Annotated in this window: 14 protein-coding genes; 6 read left to right on the top strand and 8 right to left on the bottom strand. The window is 31.3% G+C overall.

The window, feature by feature from the left end; genetic code table 11:
* The 6 genes from ABIK75_03105 to ABIK75_03080 form a co-directional block, all read right to left on the bottom strand.
* On the bottom strand, positions 1 to 555 hold a 555-nt coding region (locus tag ABIK75_03105), incomplete at its 3' end, for a M14 family zinc carboxypeptidase (GenBank protein MEO0090078.1).
* 282 nt (positions 556 to 837) lie between these two features.
* Entirely contained in the window at positions 838 to 2,763 is a 1,926-nt protein-coding gene (locus ABIK75_03100; protein MEO0090077.1) for a transglutaminase domain-containing protein, read from the bottom strand.
* Between the two features lie 4 nt (positions 2,764 to 2,767).
* Positions 2,768 to 4,330, bottom strand: coding sequence for a hypothetical protein (locus ABIK75_03095; protein ID MEO0090076.1), 1,563 nt, complete (start codon positions 4,328 to 4,330; stop codon positions 2,768 to 2,770).
* 9 nt (positions 4,331 to 4,339) lie between these two features.
* On the bottom strand, positions 4,340 to 5,845 hold the full coding sequence (locus ABIK75_03090; protein MEO0090075.1) for a sialidase family protein: 1,506 nt from the start codon (positions 5,843 to 5,845) through the stop codon (positions 4,340 to 4,342).
* Between the two features lie 38 nt (positions 5,846 to 5,883).
* Positions 5,884 to 6,006 (bottom strand): hypothetical protein, encoded by a 123-nt coding sequence (locus tag ABIK75_03085; GenBank protein MEO0090074.1) that lies wholly within the window; start codon positions 6,004 to 6,006, stop codon positions 5,884 to 5,886.
* Positions 6,007 to 6,034: 28 nt separating this feature from the next.
* Entirely contained in the window at positions 6,035 to 7,267 is a 1,233-nt protein-coding gene (locus ABIK75_03080) for a hypothetical protein (protein MEO0090073.1), read from the bottom strand.
* 255 nt (positions 7,268 to 7,522) lie between these two features.
* On the opposite strand from ABIK75_03080, the gene fusA reads away from it, so the two are divergent.
* Genes fusA through ABIK75_03050 form a run of 6 tightly spaced genes read left to right on the top strand, consistent with a single transcriptional unit; the run spans position 7,523 to position 14,014 of the window.
* On the top strand, positions 7,523 to 9,607 hold the full coding sequence (fusA, locus tag ABIK75_03075) for an elongation factor G (protein ID MEO0090072.1): 2,085 nt from the start codon (positions 7,523 to 7,525) through the stop codon (positions 9,605 to 9,607).
* Between the two features lie 32 nt (positions 9,608 to 9,639).
* Positions 9,640 to 10,722: a bifunctional diaminohydroxyphosphoribosylaminopyrimidine deaminase/5-amino-6-(5-phosphoribosylamino)uracil reductase RibD gene (ribD, locus tag ABIK75_03070; GenBank protein MEO0090071.1), complete on the top strand. Its 1,083-nt coding sequence runs from the start codon at positions 9,640 to 9,642 to the stop codon at positions 10,720 to 10,722.
* A 30-nt stretch (positions 10,723 to 10,752) separates the two neighbouring features.
* On the top strand, positions 10,753 to 11,340 hold the full coding sequence (locus tag ABIK75_03065; protein ID MEO0090070.1) for a riboflavin synthase: 588 nt from the start codon (positions 10,753 to 10,755) through the stop codon (positions 11,338 to 11,340).
* Positions 11,312 to 12,169: a radical SAM protein gene (locus ABIK75_03060; GenBank protein ID MEO0090069.1), complete on the top strand. Its 858-nt coding sequence runs from the start codon at positions 11,312 to 11,314 to the stop codon at positions 12,167 to 12,169. The genes ABIK75_03065 and ABIK75_03060 overlap by 29 nt, the downstream gene beginning before the upstream one ends.
* Before the next feature lie 35 nt (positions 12,170 to 12,204).
* Entirely contained in the window at positions 12,205 to 13,467 is a 1,263-nt protein-coding gene (gene serS / locus ABIK75_03055) for a serine--tRNA ligase (protein ID MEO0090068.1), read from the top strand.
* Positions 13,454 to 14,014 carry a class II aldolase/adducin family protein gene (locus ABIK75_03050; protein ID MEO0090067.1) on the top strand — a complete coding sequence of 187 codons (561 nt, stop codon included), beginning with the start codon at positions 13,454 to 13,456 and terminating at the stop codon, positions 14,012 to 14,014. The genes serS and ABIK75_03050 overlap by 14 nt, the downstream gene beginning before the upstream one ends.
* Positions 14,015 to 14,177: 163 nt before the next feature.
* Here the strand turns inward: ABIK75_03050 and ABIK75_03045 are convergent, their stop codons facing one another.
* Both ABIK75_03045 and ABIK75_03040 read right to left on the bottom strand, forming a co-directional pair.
* The gene (locus tag ABIK75_03045; protein ID MEO0090066.1) at positions 14,178 to 15,395 is read right to left on the bottom strand and encodes a glycerol-3-phosphate acyltransferase; all 1,218 of its coding nucleotides are present in this window, start codon (positions 15,393 to 15,395) and stop codon (positions 14,178 to 14,180) included.
* Positions 15,396 to 15,489: 94 nt separating this feature from the next.
* The coding region (locus ABIK75_03040; GenBank protein ID MEO0090065.1) for a C25 family cysteine peptidase at positions 15,490 to 18,762 on the bottom strand (3,273 nt) is incomplete at its 5' end.

Below are 18,762 nucleotides of genomic sequence, written 5' to 3'. Positions count from 1 at the left end.
CTCCCTGCTATTTACAATCTGAGTAACTAATGGGTCAACACCATAATTTAATACCAAATATCTCAAAATACCAAAGGCTGCTTCCGAACCAATTTTCTCATCACCATGGGTATTTCCTTCAATCAATATTTCCGGCTCATATTCTTCAATATCCGGATTATCAGTTATCCTCATCACAACAATCGGTCTATTTTGAACTGAAAACCCAATCGTCTCTAATCTACATATGTGAGAAAAATTTATTGCCAATATATGTAAGGTATCTAAAAATTCCTGATAAGTATGATAACGGGCATCAGCAAAATTATCCTCATAATATTTTGTCACATTATAAATCAATATCTCATAATCATAACCCATCTTTTTTATCTCATTCTCTCTTCCGATTGGCACCTCAATTATTAAATTACCATCTTGAAAGCCATTAATAACAAAACCTTTCTTATCAAAAAGAAGAATCTTATCTTTCTCAACATTCTTTACTTTTACCAAATGATAATACTCCTTGGCATTTAAAACAAAAAAGAAAAATAAAACAATAAATATTTTTTTCATCTTTACCTCCTTTTATTTTTCATTTCTTATATTATAGAACAAAATAGATATTTGTCAATTTGTTTTTAACTATTATCACTTAAAAGACATAAAAATATATTCTAAATTTTTCTAAGAATTATCCATATCAAGGCATATCCAAGGCGGTATAGTATATAGCCCCCTATCCAACAGGCTGAAATTAGTTAAATTATTAAATCTCAAATACTTACATAAAAATTTCGTAAGTAACCTAAAATCTATAGTTTATAACACATATTTTATTTACCAAAAAAGTAGATTTTAAAATAGGATTAATTTTTTCTTAAATATTCGACCATTATTTTTAAAGGTAATAAAATAGATTCTCTTCTTTTTCAACTCCTTTTCTTGTTTTCCGTAGATATTATAGAATAAAAGGTTATCTTTTCCAAGGGTCTTTAATAGGTCTTTTGCTTTTAAAAATGTTGGTAGAGAGAAAATGTTAAATTCTTTTTCAGTAATACCAACCTCTTTTTTATATAACCGAAGATTTATTATCATTTCTATCGGATTATTGACCTTTTGTTTATTAGAAAAAATAATATAGTATTCTTCTAAATTAGGAAAGATAAAAGAAGTATCCAATGAATAAATCTTCTTTTTTGTGAGATAGGAATAAAAAGTGTCATTTGTTAAAAATCTTTGAAAGTTCTGATAATCGGTAATAAAGAAATCGGTTTCACCAAAAGAAGTTTTATAATTATATTTGCTATTATCATCGGGATTATGATTAGTAATTATTTCGTTATTTACTTGAAAGTCAATTTCTAATTTATATCTTTCAATAAGAGAAATAAAAGTATCTTTTACCAAAACTTTTGACATATCTCCATTTAAATAGAATTCCCTTTCATAATAACTACCCGCTTGAGCAAAATTAATAATTCTTGTGTAGGGAATTTCGCCAATTGGAGAAATAATTTGGCAATCATAAGAATTGGTATCTCCTAAGATAAAATAAGTTTCACCATTTTTATTAGTTGTTTGAAAACAGGTATACCAGTTTACCGGCTGGGTACCGCCTAAAATATAAACCATCGCACCATCCACTGGTATAGAATCTCTCGAATATATTTTTACTTTTAAACTACAATGAGGAGTATATTTCTTAGTAGCAGAGAAGATATATCCGTCGCCTCGCCAATTGAAGGCACAACCTAAATTCCACCAATTTGGGTCATATCTTACACTATCATTTATCATTTTATTTACCGGTTCCCATTGATGCCAACTTCTTTCATAAAACTCATTCCAATGGTGATTATTTCCGTAAGCACTGATCCTTACACAAGGAATTAAAGCTGCCCGTGCCGCAGCAGTTGTTATTATGCTCCATTCAGTACAGGTGCCGTGATGTTGATTATATATTTGACAAGGCTGATAGGTTCTTCTTTGGGGTGTTCTGAATTCCATAACTCTTCTCAACCAATTATTGATGGCACCGATGGCACCATTATTAAAAGTATCATTCCTTAAACAGTTCCATAATGTTCTAATACCACTTAAATAATCTTTCAATTTGGGATAATTAGGGTCGTTATAATAAAAAAGATATTCTCGCCAAAACCTTCCATTCGGTGGTGGTAAAGGATTACCTGTCGTCACATCCACATAAGTACAAATCTCCCTGGAAATTTTCGGATGCACAATATACCAATAATAGATTTCATAAGGAAGTTCTAAAATTAAAGTATCCTGCCCATCAAAAATCCGATAACGGATAGTTGAGTAATAATTAGTATCGGTTTGGGGATTACCATAATCAATAATATCGGCATAAGAAATCGCAGTATCATTGGCATATAAAAAATGGGCATTCTCACTAATTAATAATGGATAAAAATTCTCACTATTAAGAATTTCCGGTGGAATATGAGCAATTAAAAAACATACTTCATCTAAATAGGGATGGGAAGTATTTAAAATAATATTAGCATATTCATTCTGTTTCTCATAAGAAAGAGATAAGAAGTTATTAAATAAATCGGTCTTTAAAAAGGAAGGCGCCCTTTTTATCGCTTCCTTTGCCAAGGGAGTTAAAGAATCATAAGGTAGATAAATTTCTAAACTTTCAATTGGATAAGGAAATTTGAAATAGAAAAAATTATTTGCGGGTAGGAAAATTTTAACTTTAACTGAATCAATCAACACCCAAGAATTAAAGAGAAAAAGAGATATTAATATCATATTTTTAGATTTTTATTATCTTGAAATTCCTCTTATTTTCTTTGATAAAGTAAATACCCTTTCTTAGTGATTTTATCTTTCTTCCAAAAATATCATAGATTTCGCCTTTTATCTTTTCCCTTTTAATATTCCTTCTTATAATTGGCAAAGAAATTTCTTCAATTGGAACTTGCTTTCTTTTGGCAGTAAATCTTACGTATCTTGTTTCTCCTCTTACAAATTTTCTTTGGCCTTGATACCAAACATATAAGAGACAAAAGTTATCAGTAATAACCACTGAATGGGCATTAGTATTTTCTACTTGAATACTTTCTATTCTTACTGGTAAGAAAACAATTGGATGTCTTGCTCCAGACACACCGCTGAATCCTAAGGTACTGGAATCATAATTAGCAGTAATAGTAATAATAAAAGTATCCCTTAAAGTTCCGGGTCTTATCTCAATATTTTCTGAATAATAAGGCTCCCTTATCGGATAAATTCTTGTTTGACAAGCAGGATCACCATAAAAGGCAACATTATTTTTATCGTACTCTAAACCCGATGGATTTGTCCCTGGTGTGTTATTTATCTGGTCAAAAAGAAGGGATTGGTTATTTAAATAAAAGGCTTGGGCATAAGTAGTTCTTCCTTGAAGATAATGGTAATAAGCAGGTAAACCCCAAAGCATATAACCATACCAAGTTTCTACAATATAACCGGTCATTTGAATTGCTCCACCGGTATGGAACCAAGCAAGAACCATACAATTCATATCGGCAACATCGCCCATTAGACAATTGCCAACAGCAAAATATAATTTCGGATTAGAAGAATTTATGTATCTTGTAGAACCGGAATAAGGATCTCCTCTTAATTGACCACTGCTCGAACGGAAAAATCCTTCGTAACCAGAACTTGGATAATGTAATTGCCAAGTCCATTGATTGGCATGACCACTGGTTACGAAGATATCAACATTACCAATAATTCTTGGTCGATTAGGAACGGTATCGTTAATTCCATTGTTAAGATAATTTACTAATAAGGTACATCTATCAGTGGGACATCTCTCTGGCCACACAGTATCAAGGGTAGTGCCATCGGGAAACTTAAATTTTATTCTATTATATTCTGCTTCATAAGTAGAAATTCCCTTTTCTATCCAATAGTCCCAAGTACAATTTGTACCACCCAGAACTGTCCTTACCCACAAAGTATCATAACGAATTAACCTTAAAGCATCTTCTGCGGTATAACCGGTAATAATTCCCCAAACCGCATCGCCATAAATATCATTATCTAATCGTCTTGTTAATTGGTGACAATCTCTTACAAAAGATTGGTTAACTTCAGAAACTGGTCTGCCAACAAAACAGATATAATCCGGTTGATAATCCTGTAATTGAGAAAGTACATCATAAATTGAATTGGTATAGATAAAAATTCTTCCTTGATGTTTTAATTGTAAAGAATCACATACTGCCCGCCAATCACTCATTGAATAAGTAGCATTAGAAACAACAATTGCATAGCGATAAGCAAAAATTGGTAAAATTATTAATAATAAAACAAATATTTTATTCATTTTCCCTCCTCATTTAAAAATAATTATTTTCTTTTTTACTTTTTTATCTTTAGTATCTACCAAAAAGTACACTCCCTTAGAATTTAAATTTCTTTCATTAATATTTTTACCATTTACATCATAAATTGCTGTTTTACTATAAAATCTTTTGCTTTTATGGTATGAAAACTTACCTTCATTAATCGCCTGGGGCAATATTCTTAATTTTTTCACAATAACTGGATTAAGGCTTCCTGGATCTTCACCTTGAACATAAAATCCAGCAATTAAATCAGTCAAATAGGTTATCCATAAATTATTTTGCTCATCAACGATGGGTGCTAAACAAGGATATCTCTTAGATGTTTGGTCGGGTCGGGTAATTCTTTCTGGTATTGACCAGGTTAAACCATTATCCAAGGAATAAGAAACCAAAACATCTGCTCTTAATTTACCGGTTAGTGGTTCATAATTTAATGAATCAAACTCTTCCCAAGAAACATATAATATCCCTGTTTGTGGTTCCTGACCAATTGTTGGTCGACCAGCAAAAATTGCACCAATACCAATTGAACCAGCAAGGGTATCGGCACTTCTCCGACAGATTCTTACCAATTCTGGATTTCTTCCTGGTTTAAAATGCCAAATTTCTACCGGCAATTTATATTTTTGACCATTTATATTTGGTGTATAACAAATTACGAAATTGGGATTATCTTCTCGGTCAAAAAATCCGTAAACAAAAGAAACCTCCGGTAAAGTTTCGCTTCCGGGCGTAAAAATTTCAGGAAAAGGGAAAGGAATAACTTCACTCCAAGTATCTCCGCCATTAAAAGAAATCCGATAGGCACCGCTATCAGTTCCTGAGTTTCCTAATTCTGTCCAAAAGACAATTACTTTATTACTTCTTTTTGAAGTAAAAAGTCCATAAGTTTCTCCTAAACAAGCAATTGGTTCACCTTGTCTTGGAGCAATCAATATAGGTTCTTCTGGATATCTCCATTCCCGCATTCTAATATAACAAACATCGTAATATTGAGAACCTGAAGAGCCTTTAGAAGCAATTATATGAAACCACCCATTGTTCGTTATACCTAAAACCGGCCACAAAAGGTCATAATTTTCAACTTTGATGGTACAAGGCTCTAATGGAGAAGTAATACTGCCAATTGCTAAACAAAGATTTAGCCCTACCCTAAAATGGGCTACACAATAAGCATCATGTGTATTTGGATTTATATCTAATACTCCGTAACCTGCCCAAAAAGGAAATACTGGAACGCCTTGTTGCCCATACACCCACATATTTAATCTTTCATCAAAGAAATTATAATAAACATTTCTATCAGAAGGAACCCGTTGATAAGAAACCGTAGCAATCACATGAACACCGTAACCAGGGTCATAATAAATTCTCTGCCTCATATGAGAAGCCATTTGCCAATCATAATAAGTACTCATCACAGTGTCTGTTCTTTCCTGGGAAAAAGAAAAACTAAAATAAATTAAAATCAAAAATAAAAATAACTTTTTCATTTTTCACCTCCTTTTAAAAATTCTTATTTTATTTTCCTTTATGCCATTGTGATAAAAAATTCAATAAGATAAGAATCTCTACTATTAAAGAAAGGTAAAATTCGCAAAAGAAAATTATAATCAATCACAATTGGATAATCAGATAATTTAGCAATTAACACCCTTCTCAACTTATAAAGTAAATTTAAATTAATCTATTTTAATAACCTTTTTTAATTTTCCTCTTTCATAAAAAAAGTAAATTCCCCTTTTTAATTGAGAATTAGAAATTACTTGGCCAATAGAATTAAAGCATTTATCTATCTTTTTAGGAATAGTTACAAAATCCGATTGTTTTTCTTCCACTTTGGTAGAAATATAAGAAAATTCATAAAGATAATAATCAGATGAACCAAAATAAATACGATTTATTCCATCGTTTCTACCGTCGCCGATAACCATACTTGAATAACTGCCACCGCCGGCGCTATCCACCCAACAAGAATCCCATTGGTTTCCATTATAAAAATACTCCATTGCTTTTCCACCATAACACCCTACATATACCCTCATTAAACCATCGTTTCGGGCATCGCCAACAATCACTGTCCGAGGAAGAGCATTTATACCTTTTACACGTTCTTTGACCCATCGGTTACCATCCCAAGTAAATTCATAAACTCCATAAGGAAAACTTCCCCATGCGGAATAAAGTCTAAGAATACTATCGTTTCTTCCATAACCACAAGCAATTCCGTAATAAAAACGACTGGTTGAATCAACAAGTTCGCGAACCCATTGGGTTCCATTCCAAGTAAATTCGTAAATATAAGTTCCTTGTCCAACACAATAAATCCGATTAATTCCATCTCCTCTTGCCGGAGCAATTATTATATCCACACCATAACTATCAGCAATTGCACTACTCACCCATTGACTACCTGTCCAATAACCTTCATAAATTCTTCTATTATTTCCATCATCACAATATATTCGGTTTATTCCATCATTTCTTGCCTTACCAATTGCTACTCCATGAGCCGCTGGTGAAGAAGGAGAAAGCGGAGGGATTCTAATTGCCGTATCCTTTTGCCAACCTGTTCCTATCCAAGTATATTCCCACACTCCCGATCTCTGCGGTGAAACAAGAACAAAGGCAGCATAAATTCTTGTTACACCATCATTTCTTCCATCACCAGCACAAACTCCCCAACCATTTGTCACTCCCATATCAAAAATATCCCAATGATTATTCCGATAGGTTAATTCGTAAAGTCTTGACCACGTAGCAACATAAATTCGATTAGTATCGTCATTTCTTCCTTTAGCAATAACAATCCCAGAAACCCAATTACCAAATGGTCCAATTTGTTCTTTTACCCAATAGCCAAAGACCGAATGATAAAAAATAAAAGCAATCCAAATTACCATTTTTCTCTTCATTCTGATCCCCTTTTATTTGTCTTACCAAATTTTTTTAACTCTAATGTTCGATATTTAGAAGAAAATAATGATTCGCTAAATATCATATCCAAATACTTATTATCATCAATATTATCTTTTGAAAATTATAGAATAAAATTTTTAAAAGTCAATATTGAAAAATGAATTTATTACTCGTTTTATTAAAATTATTAATTCTTGACGGAAAAATAATTTTTTGTTATTATTATATCTAAATTAAATTTGGAGGAAAATATGTGGCAGTATGATATAAAGAAAATTAGAAATCTTGGTTTTTTTGGTCACGGAAGTTGCGGCAAGACTTCTATTTGTGATGTAATTATGTATTTATTAAAACAGAATACCCGAATTGGAAAAGTCGATAATGGAACTTCGCTTTTTGATTACGACGAAGAAGAAATTGATAGAAAGATTAGTATTAATTTGGCATTAGGTTATGGTTTATATAACGATTATTTTTTCAACATCATTGATACTCCTGGTTATTTAGATTTTATTGGCGAAGTTTACGCTGGTGTTCGCGCAGTTGACACCGGTATTATTGTAATTGATAGCGGTTCGGGAGTAGAAGTAGGAACCGAAATGGCTTATAAAATCCTTTCAGAAAATAAAAAACCGATAATTTTCTTTATTAATAAATTAAAAAAAGAACATACTGATTTTTATAAAACTTTAGAGGAACTAAAAAAGAATTTCTCTTCTAGAATCTTTACTTTATTTTTACCTATTGGTAAAGAATTAAATTTTTCTGGCGTATATGATTTATTAGAAAATAAAGGATATATATATGAAAATGGCGAGGTAAAAGTTTTAAATAGTCTTCCAGCAGAAATAGAGAAAATAAAAGATGAACATTACGAAAAAATTATTGAAGCCTGTGCCGATGTGGATGAAGAAATAATGAACGATTATTTAGAAGGAAAAGAAATAAATAAAGAAAGATTAAAAAATGCTATCAAAAAAGGAATTTTAAACTGCGAACTCTCACCAGTGTTGTTAGGCGATGCTTTAAATAATATTGGTATCAATTTAATTTTAGATTTTGCTATCAATTATTTACCTTCGCCCATTGATAACCCTCAAGTCAAAGTAATTGATATAAATAGCAATGAAGAAAAGGAGTTTGAAATAAATGAAAAAGATCCTTTAGCTTTTGTTTTTAAAACCTTATCTGATCCGCACATTGGTGATTTAAATATTGTTCGAGTTTACTCCGGTACTATTGAAACAGGAATGAACCTTTTAAATACTTTTACTTTAAGAGAAGAAAAAATTAACCAAATTTATTATCTCAAGGGAAAAGAACGGCAAGAAACAAATAAATTACGGATGGGTGAAATTGGTGCTTTAGTAAAATTGAAAGAAACAAAAACAAATCACACTTTAACTTCGCCTAATAATCCGATAAAAATACCTCCAATTGAATTTCCACCCCCATCTATTTCTGTTGCGGTAGTACCTAAAACAAAAGGTGATGAAGAAAGAATTTCCAATGGTCTCCATCGGCTATCTGACGAAGATCCAACTTTTACTTTCCATTACGATTATGAACTAAAACAACAATTGATAAATGGTTTAGGAGAATTACATTTAGATGTAATTATTAGTCGACTGAAAAGAAGATTCAATGTAAACATTGATTTAGAAAAACCAAAGGTTCCCTATCGAGAAACCATAAGAAAACCAGCAAGTGCGATGGGAAAATATGTGAAACAATCTGGTGGCCGAGGTCAATACGGAATTTGTTATATTAAAATTGAACCCTTAGAAAGAGGAAAGGGTTATGAATTTGTTAATCAGATTTTTGGTGGCGCAATTCCGGCTTCTTATATTCCTGCGGTAGAAACTGGTATTAAAAAAGCAATGGAGAGCGGTGTTCTTGCCGGTTATAAAGTAGTGGATGTAAAAGTTACTTTGTATGATGGTAAATACCATCCGGTAGATTCCTCTAATTTAGCATTTGAGATTGCTGGTTCTCTTGCTTTTAAGGAAGCTCAAAAACAAGGGGATCCCTATCTATTAGAACCAATCTATAATGTTGAGGTAGTCTGTCCAGAACCAACAATGGGCGAAGTGATCGGTGACCTTAATGCCCGAAGAGGAAGAATATTGGGAATTGAAGCTGAAGGAAAAATGCAAAAAATAAAGGCATTGGTTCCTTATGCAGAACTTTATAAGTATTCTTCCACTCTTCGTTCAATAACCCAAGGAAGAGGTTATTTTACAATGAAATTTTCTCATTATGAAGAAGTTCCTAAAGAACTGGCTTTGAAAATTATTGAAGAAGCAAAAAAAGAAAAAGAGAACAAAAAAGAATAAAAATCCCTTTAAAAATCTAATCTAAAATTGAAATGTTTAAAAAGGAAGAAATAGAAAATTATTTTCGTTTGGCAATAAATTTAGCAGAAAAAGGAAGAGGCTATACTATTTCCAATCCTTTGGTAGGATGTGTGATTGTAAAAGATAAAAAGATTATTGCCACGGGTTATCATAAAAAATATGGCGGTGACCACGCGGAAGTAGTCGCAATAAAAAAAGTAAAAGATAAAAACCTTTTAGAAAACGCCACTCTCTTCGTCACCTTAGAACCTTGTTGCCATTATGGGAAAACACCTCCGTGTACCGATATTATAATTAAGAATAAAATTAAACAAGTTTATGTGGGAATCTACGATCCCAATCCTCTTGTGTATAAAAAGGGAGTGGCGTTATTGAAAAAAAAGGGAATTAAAGTAGAAGTGGGTTTTTTAGAAAGAGAAATAAAAAAACAGAATGAGGTATATTTTAAATATATAAGAGAAAAGAAACCTTTTGTTATTGTAAAAGCAGCAACAACTTTGGATGGAAAAATTGCTACTTTAAATTATGAATCAAAATGGATAACCGATAAGATATTAAGAAAAGAAGGAAATAGACTCAGATGTTATTGTGACGCTATTCTTTGTGGCATTACCACCATTCTTAAGGATAATCCTTTTCTCACTTGTCGAGTATTTAAAAATAAAAAGATGAAAAAAATTATTCTTGATCCTCATCTGAAAATTAGCGAAAAAGCAAATGTTTTTAAAGAAGATAATGTAATCATTTTTTATCACAAAGAGAATAGAGAAAAAATAAAAATCTTAAAAGATAAAGGAGCGGAATTAATTAGATTAGATTTAAAAGGTAATTTTTTTGATTGGAAAGAGATCTTAAAAGAACTTTATAAAAAAAATATTGCTGCTCTCTTAATTGAAGGAGGCGCGAAAACAATTAGCAGTGCCTTAAAAGCAAAAATTGTTGATAAGATTTATCTTTTTTACGCACCAAAGATAATGGGCAGGGGAATATCTTTTTCCGACGGTCTTTCTTATAATTTAAAAAATCTTATTAAACTAAAAGATTTTAAAATCCATCAATTTAAAGAAGGTTTTATTTTGGAAGGTTATCTTTGAAAAATCTTATTTTTAAAGTAAAATAATTTTATGTTTAAAGGAATTATCGACGATATAGGTGAAGTGTTTTCTATTATTAATAAAGGCGAGAATAAAATTGTTAGTATCAAATCCAAACTTACAAAAGAATTGGATATTGGTTCTTCTGTTGCGGTTGATGGAGTCTGTTTGACAGTAATTAAAAAAGATAATGAAAAATTTAGTTGCGAAATAATTAAAGAAACCTTAAAAAATACTACTTTGAAAAATCTGAAAATTGGCTCTTATTGTAATTTGGAACTGCCAATGAAAATTTCTGAACGAATCGATGGTCACATTATTTTAGGTCATATTGATGAAGTAGGTAAAATTGTGAAATTAAATAAAAAAATAAACTATTATCATTTAGAAATAAAGATAAAAAAAGAGAATAAAATTTATTTAGTAAAGAAGGGTTCTATTGCCATTAACGGAATTAGCCTAACCGTTCAGGATATCTTTTCGGACAGTTTTTTAATCTATCTTATTCCTTTCACTTATGAAAATACTAATCTAAAATATAAAAGGGTTAATGACGAAGTAAATATTGAATATGATTATTTAGGAAAATATGTACTTAATAAAAGAGTTGAAACTTAAAGATTATATTAATAAAAAGGGAATAAGAATAAAGGAGATAATCTGTAAAAATGCATTAACTAAATCCGGAATTTCCGGAATGAGTTTTTCCTTAAATCCTTATATTGGTTGTGAACATTCTTGTATTTATTGTTATGCCACTTTTATTAGAAAATGGCGGGAACATAAAGAGAGATGGGGAAAGATTATTGAGGTAAAGATAAATATTTGTGAACAATTAAGAAAAGAGATAAAAAGAAAAAGGGGCATAGTTTGTATTGGCACAATTTGTGACCCTTATCAACCAATTGAGTTGAAATATTCTCTAACAAGAAAAGCAATTGAAATACTTAAAGAATATGACATAGAATTTGAAATCTTAACAAAATCCCATTTGATTTTAAGGGATTTAGCAATCCTAAAAGATTATCCAAAGGCTTCTTGTGAAATAACTTTAACCACTCTGAATGAAAAAATAAGAAAGATTTTTGAACCAAAAGCAAGTTCGGTAAAAGAAAGGATGAAAGCAATTGAAATTTTGATAAAAAATAATATTTATACCACCTTATTTTTTGGTCCGATTCTTCCCTTTTTTTCTGATAAAGAAGAAGAGATAAGAAAAATTTTTGATTTTGGTAAAAGAACGGGAATAAAAGAAATATTGTGTGATTCTTTAAACTATTTTCCTCAAAAATTAGAAATTATCTTAAAAAGTATTTCTTTTGATAAAAGGGCAGTAAATTATTATTTAACGATTAGTAAAGATTATCAAGGATATATAAATAACTTAAGAGAAAAAATTTTAGAAATTAGTAAGGATTATGAAATCCCAATAAGGATTTTATTTTAATTTGATTTTTGGTGATTTTAAATTTATTATTAAATATGGATTTAAAATTTTTAAGGGAGAATAAAGAAAAGGCAAAGGAGATAATTAAAAGAAGAGGAGAAAATATTGATATTGATAAGATTTTGGAGTTAGATGAAAAAAGAAGAGAGCTAATTAAAGAAAGGGACGAATTAAGACACCAACGAAAAGAACTTTCTCAATTTTTTAATACCCATAAAGATAAATTGAATAAAGAAGAATTAAACAAAAAAAGAGCAGAAGCAAAAGAGTTAAGTAAAAAAGTGAAAGAGGTAGAAAATGAACTTTCGGAAATAGAGAAAGAGATAAAAAATTTAATTCTCTACTTACCCAATAAAATTCATCCATCAGTAAAAGATGAAGAGATAATTATAAAGGAAGAAGGAGAAATTCCTAATTTTGATTTTAAACCTTTCCCCCATTGGGAAATTGGCGAAGCATTAGGATTGATTGACTTAGAAAAATCGGCAAAGTTAGCAGGCTCAAGATTTATTTTATTTAAAGGAATTGGCGCCTTATTAGAAAGGGCTTTAATCAATTTCTGTTTAGATTATCACCGAAAATATCATAATTATGTTGAAATCTCACCGCCTTATTTAAATAAAGAAGAATGTTTTTATGGTGCTGGTCAGTTGCCAAAATTGAAAGATGAAATGTATTATATCCCTACTGATGAATTATATCTTATTCCTACTGCTGAAGTACCGTTAGTAAATCTTCATGCAAATGAGATTTTAAAAGAGGATGAACTGCCAAAATATTATATGGCTTATACTGCCTGTTTTAGGAGAGAAGCCGGTTCTTATGGAAAAGAAGTTAGAGGGATTATTCGCGTTCACCAGTTTGATAAAGTAGAATTGGTAAAATATACTTTGCCAGAGGATTCCTATTTTGAATTAGAAAAGATGGTAGAAGAAGCATCTGCTATTTTAAAAGCTCTAAAATTACCCTACCGGATAAAACAACTATCAGCAAGAGATATGGCATTTCAATCAGCAAAAACCTATGATATTGATGTTTATGCCTGTGGTATTGGCGAATGGCTGGAAGTATCATCTATTTCCAATTGTGAAGATTTCCAAGCAAAAAGAAATAATACCAGGGTAAGAAGAAGAAACGGTGATTTAGAATATTGCCATATTTTAAATGGCAGTGGCTTAGCCTTTCCGAGACTTTTCATTGCCATTGTTGAAAATTATCAACAAAAGGATGGCAGTATTTTAATTCCGGAAGTTCTGAGACCCTATCTTGATAACTTAGAAAAGATTGAAAATAGATAATATAAAGAAAGAGATAAAAAAAATTTTCCATTATCTATATTTAAAAGACTTAATTACTGCCTTTGATGGCAATATCAGTTATAAAATAGATGAAAATAGAATTATTATTAATAAGACCGGTGTTTTTAAAGGTGAAATAAAAGAGAAGGATTTAATTCTTGTTAATCTCAAAAAGAAAATTCCAAAAGAAGTTTCTAAGGAATTAAAACTCCATCTAAACTTATATGAAATAAATAAAAATATAAAGGCAATTATCCATTCCCATCCAATTTATCCTTTATTAATTATTAATCAAAATTTTTCCAAAGAGTTCTATTTAGGAACCGGATTAAAGAAAGAAGATATCTCTCTTGTATCTTATTATGAACCAGGCTCAAAAGAACTTGCCGAAAAAGTAAAAGAATATGGTAAAGATAAAAAACTTATCATCTTAGAAAACCATGGAATAGTAGTATTAGGAAAAGATTTAAAAGAAGCATTTTTCTTAACCGAAAAGGTTAATTTCTGGGCAAAATATCAATTTAAACAGAACCAAAGCAGTACCTAAGGTAGTATAGGAGATAGCCCCCTATCCATAATGATAAATTAAGATAACCTACGAAATTTCAATAACTTAGATAAAATTTTGGAGAAATAAAAAGTTTCCTATAAGGAAAATTTTAAATTAAGATAAGTTATTGAAATATAATAACTTATAATATTGACAAAAATTATTTACTACTTATTTTTAAAATTAAGGAAATGATAGCACCGGAGAAAAGGGGGACTGAAAGGTTGTCATCAATATTAAATGGTATTACTTCAACAATTGCTCCGATAGCAGCGCCAAGAAAGATGAAACTAATAGGAATATTTAAGTGATTACTTAGTATATAACCAAAGATTAAAGAACCTAAAAAGTGGGCAAGGGTTCCTTCTAAGGTTTTATTAAAAAATCTTCTTTTACCATAAGCAAGACCAAAAATCTTGGCAAAGAAATCGCCAAAGATTAAAAAGGTGATTGCTAAGATAGCAATTTTCTGTTCAAATAGTAGAAAACTTAAAAAAGAACCCAATAAGAAAATAGTCATTGAAGAAATCCTTTTTGTCTCTTTTTCTTTTAGAACAATAAAAATATCTTTTAAATCTTTAATAAAAAATCTATCCACTTTCTCGTGAAATATTCTAATTAAATCAAAGATAAAAAATAATAAAAGGACCACACCAATTAAGGTAAGCAAAGTAATTTTATTTAAAAAGAAACTTAATATTACGAAAGAAAAACCTGCTGGTCTAATAAAGGTTCGCCAGAAAGGAAAATTTGGCAATTTTTCTTTATTAATTTTTATCAAATTAAATCTGATAATATTAACAATGGCAATAATTAGAAGATAAGAAATAATAATTAAAGTAGAAATTAATACCCAATCAAAAGGAACTCTTAAGATTAAAAGATAAGTAAATAATGGCAAAATAGTTATTGATAAAATTTCTTGGGTTTTACTTATATAAAAAACTAAAAATATAGTAATTAATAAAATTACTAAATCGAATATTAAAAAGGGAATTTTATTAACTATAAAGATTTTGTAAAGATTAAAAAGTAAAATCCCGGTTAAAGTTGCTGCACCTTGTCCGCCACGGAAATTTAGATAAAAAGGGAAAATATGACCTAAGGCAGCGGCAAAACCCGCAAGATAACTAATAGAAATTGGTGTGCGAAGAATTTTTTGGGCAATTAAAATTGAGATGATTCCTTTTAAGGTGTCATAAATTGCTGTTGGAATTGCCGGTAATATTCCCAATTCTCTTTTCACATTTGTTGTTCCAGCATTAAAAGTGCCCACTTTTCTAATATCAATTCCTTTTAAAATCTTTCCAAAAATATAAGCCGGAAGGACTGAACCTAAGAGATAACCAATTAAAATTGCCAAAATATTATTGACCACAAAAAATTATAGATTCTTGATTGTAAAAGTCAAATAAAAAAGAAAAAGGGGCAGAGAAAAAATTCTCTGCCCCTCTCCTTTTAAAGATTTTTATTTATTTAAGGATAATTGCTTTCAAGACTTTCTGAGTATCTTTGGTATTTATCTGATAGAAGTATATTCCTTTTGCTACTTCTTTACCTTGGTTATCTTTCTTATCCCAAATAATCGTATGAGTGCCTGCTTTCAATTCTTTGTTAACAAGAGTTCTAATATGGCGACCGGTTAAATCATAGATATCAATTCTTACTTTTTGGTCACTGGGTAAATAGAGATTTAATTTTGGTAAATCAACAATCGGTGAAGCAAGATAATTAAATTTCTTATCTTTTAGCAATTTATTAGCAAGAACTTCTTCTTTACCAGGCGCAGAAGGTTGGTAAGTATTAATTAATATTGCCTTTTGAGGTGTCAAAGTTCCGGCTGTTCGATGATAGGTATTATTATAAACAAAGTTAATTCCAATTGTATTTGTCTGGTCTTCAATGCCAACAGTATTTGATTGGTAATAATTGGCTGTAAGATATTGGAATTTAATCATATTATCACCAGTCGGTGTTCTTACTGTTGTATCATAGATAATTATTTGAAACTTATCCCATGGCTCTCTTGGATTATAATAATGAACACTATCCCATTCCAAAATCATTCGGTGATTTGTCGCATCATACAAAAACCAAATACCATTACCATAAGGTGGATATAAATCATCCCAATTCACACATATCATCGCACTTGGATTTGTTGATGTCGGGTCAGGTAATGGTTGATTGGTATAAACTGTTGAAGTTGTATAGACAGGCGTAATCCAACCATTGCCACAAACTGATAATTGACTTGTATATAAAGTACCATAATATCTAAATGGGAATGGCAAGTTAATCTGGATTGTCTGGTCATCCTGAGTTATTGGCAATCTCGTACCAATATTTCTTATCTCAACCCATTCAAATTCCGGTCTTTGGGCATAAGCGGTATCAATATCTTCGTATGCCCAATATCTTGGTGTTGGTTGAGTATTATCCGGTGTTGGGTCAGAAACTCTTAACTCTCCAATTACTATTGTAAATGGTCTAATAGCAAAATAACCGCCTTCACCATAAATATAAAGGGTGCAAGGAATTGGTGTTTCAGGCATAATTGTTGGCTCAGCAAATACTTTAAAGTAATCAAGATAATTATAAACAAGAGAATCAACTAAAATTGTGCCATAAGTGCCGAAGGAATCAAGAATATGGAAACGGTTATCTCCTGATTTTAAAATCGCATAGATATTGTAAGCATTTCCCCTACCCCGATTTCTTAAACCAATATAAATATAGGCACTTTCATTTGGGTCAACCCTTCGGTTATTATTACCAATTGAGTCGTTAACAATTAATGAATGGTAATATATCACTGGAGCGCCAACAACAATTGGAATATAAGAAACCCATGTGGAATCGTTAATATCTTTACAAATTAATTGGAAGTTTAATAAATAACCGTTAGTACAGGCAGTAGCAACTTCAAATTTAAATCCATCTTCACCAGTAAAAGCCGAATCGTTTTGTGGTATATCACCAAAGGTTTTTAGAGAATCGGTGATATTAATATTTGGGTCATTAATTACCAATTTACCAATCACATCTTCCGCCAAGGCACCGCCAACATTTTTTACCCAGACAGGAAGATTAATTCTTTCACCAGGATTGACAATTCCATCGCCATTGCCATTTGGTGGAGCATCATCAATATAATGTCTTAAATAAATTACATAAGGAGTTGTCCCTGGAGTTGCCATACAAGTAGCAGTATAAGGTAAAATCTCATGACCAGTAACTGTCAAACTAAATTCACCTGGTGTCTGAGCATTAATATTTAGAGTAACCTGTCCTGCTTGATTGGTATAACCATAAACATAGAACTCATTCTCTTTATAGGCACAAACCAAAGCACCTTCTAATGGCATACCTTGTTTTAAGACAGTTACCGCCATTTGATAGGGACCTAAAGGAACTACCATTGGATGTTGAACAAGCGGTGAGACTGGTTTTCCTGTCCAAACTTCTAATGCTGGGTCACCAAGCCAGAAATACATTTCAACATTATCTCTTCCGATACTGCCATGTCTTAAAGCAATATGGGCATCGGCAAAAAGCATTAACCAACCTAAATCCCACATCGGTGCTTTATAATTCCTTGCTGGTGTCGGTATTGTTATTGTATCTCCTAAACAACGATATAACATTGAGTCATATCCGTGGTTAGGAATAGTATAAGATGGGTCAGAGGCTCCTAACGAAGCAACCGCACCACCTGGATATTTCTTTAACCAAAGTTCACCCAAACAATCAGTAGAATAATCAATTCGGTGGCATAGACAAGCGATATTAAACACAACTGGTGTCCTGTCGCCATTATTTAAAGCATTTATTTGGGCTGCTCCCCATTGTTGATTATCATAACCCCAAGCATCCCAAGCAGTTTCTAAACCATGACCACGATAATTGACAATAACCCGACCACTATCAATCCGAGCAATTAAAGCAGCATTTGTCGCATAGGGCAAGGCACCCATTAAAGTATCCATATCATATTTGTAATAGGGATAATTATGGAAATAAATTCCTCTTTTACAAGCCGAATATTTTCCTGGATATTGTTCTTTATGGGCAACTAATACTGATTTAGTAAGCCAAGTATCTAATGGCGGGTTAATCATAAATTTTAGTGTCTTTTTCAACATCACTTGTAATTCCGGAACTGTCTGGCAAGAGAAACGACCAATTCCCACTTCTCCATAATAATCAATTGTTGGAAAATCACAATACCAGAAATCAGATGGAAAAGAACCAAATGCGTAAGAAGGTGGAACATAATTGGCATCACCAACAAGTAAAACCCATCTCAAAACTGGTGGTGAATTCCTGTTATATTCTGCCACGATTGAATCTTTTATCTCCTGAGAAGTCCAACTGGATTTTGAGATTACCCTTGTCTCAATTCCTCTTTTGTAATGCCATTTTACTAAGGTATCAATTGCTTCGGCAAAATTGGAATGGGTAATAACTAAATATCTTACACCAGGTGAATCAATATATCTTACATCTTTGGGATAATCCTCATAATTGAGCAACGTCTTTTTTAATACCTTAGCAAACCAGGGTTCAATAATCTTTGTCTGCCAATAGCCATCGGTAAATCTCACTTTTACTTTTAGATAGTGATATACTTTTAATCTTTTATTAACCGCATCATAATTAAAAGGAACGAAAATAAGGTTTGCTAAATAGGTTTCTCGCCAACGGGCATAAGATAAACTAAACAAAATATTTTCCGGATAGGA

It is taken from the genome of candidate division WOR-3 bacterium, from assembly GCA_039801725.1.
In the GTDB taxonomy this organism is placed as follows: Bacteria; Hydrothermota; Tepidihabitantia; order Tepidihabitantales; family DTDR01; genus DTDR01.
Note: the sequence above shows the minus strand (reverse complement) of the source record. Positions and strands in the feature narration are given on the sequence as shown.

What these genes read in the sequence shown, in the direction of transcription:
- ABIK75_03100 (MEO0090077.1), bottom strand. Translation starts at nt 2,763, where the DNA reads ATGATATTAATATCTCTTTTTCTCTTTAATTCTTGGGTGTTGATTGAT.
- ABIK75_03095 (MEO0090076.1), bottom strand. Translation starts at nt 4,330, where the DNA reads ATGAATAAAATATTTGTTTTATTATTAATAATTTTACCAATTTTTGCT.
- ABIK75_03090 (MEO0090075.1), bottom strand. Translation starts at nt 5,845, where the DNA reads ATGAAAAAGTTATTTTTATTTTTGATTTTAATTTATTTTAGTTTTTCT.
- ABIK75_03080 (MEO0090073.1), bottom strand. Translation starts at nt 7,267, where the DNA reads ATGAAGAGAAAAATGGTAATTTGGATTGCTTTTATTTTTTATCATTCG.
- fusA (MEO0090072.1), top strand. Translation starts at nt 7,523, where the DNA reads ATGTGGCAGTATGATATAAAGAAAATTAGAAATCTTGGTTTTTTTGGT.
- ribD (MEO0090071.1), top strand. Translation starts at nt 9,640, where the DNA reads ATGTTTAAAAAGGAAGAAATAGAAAATTATTTTCGTTTGGCAATAAAT.
- ABIK75_03065 (MEO0090070.1), top strand. Translation starts at nt 10,753, where the DNA reads ATGTTTAAAGGAATTATCGACGATATAGGTGAAGTGTTTTCTATTATT.
- ABIK75_03060 (MEO0090069.1), top strand. Translation starts at nt 11,312, where the DNA reads ATGTACTTAATAAAAGAGTTGAAACTTAAAGATTATATTAATAAAAAG.
- serS (MEO0090068.1), top strand. Translation starts at nt 12,205, where the DNA reads ATGGATTTAAAATTTTTAAGGGAGAATAAAGAAAAGGCAAAGGAGATA.